The 249-nt window shown below is 53.4% G+C and carries 1 protein-coding gene; it reads right to left on the reverse strand.

Annotation, left to right across the window (positions count from 1 at the left end):
- Positions 1-238: methyl-accepting chemotaxis protein (locus MXD62_RS09245; protein WP_285224010.1), on the reverse strand; the 238-nt coding region annotated here is incomplete at its 3' end.
- Positions 239-249: the final 11 nt, after the last annotated feature.

A 249-nucleotide genomic window follows, 5' to 3' on the forward strand; every position in this document is an offset into this window, starting at 1 on the left:
CTTTTGTTTCTTCCTGAATCTTTTCAATCAAGCTGGCAATGTTTGTGGTGGAATTGGCCGTCATTTCTGCCAGCTTGCGCACCTCATCGGCGACAACAGCAAAGCCCCGTCCTTGCTCGCCTGCACGAGCCGCCTCAATCGCGGCATTAAGCGCAAGCAGATTGGTCTGGCTGGCAATGTCGCTGATTACCTGCACGATGCTGGTAATCTCAGAGGAGCGTTCTTCCAAACGGCTCATTGATGCTGCCG

This window comes from Frankia sp. Mgl5, assembly GCF_023242985.1.
In the GTDB taxonomy this organism is placed as follows: Bacteria; Actinomycetota; Actinomycetes; order Frankiales; family Frankiaceae; genus Parafrankia; species Parafrankia soli.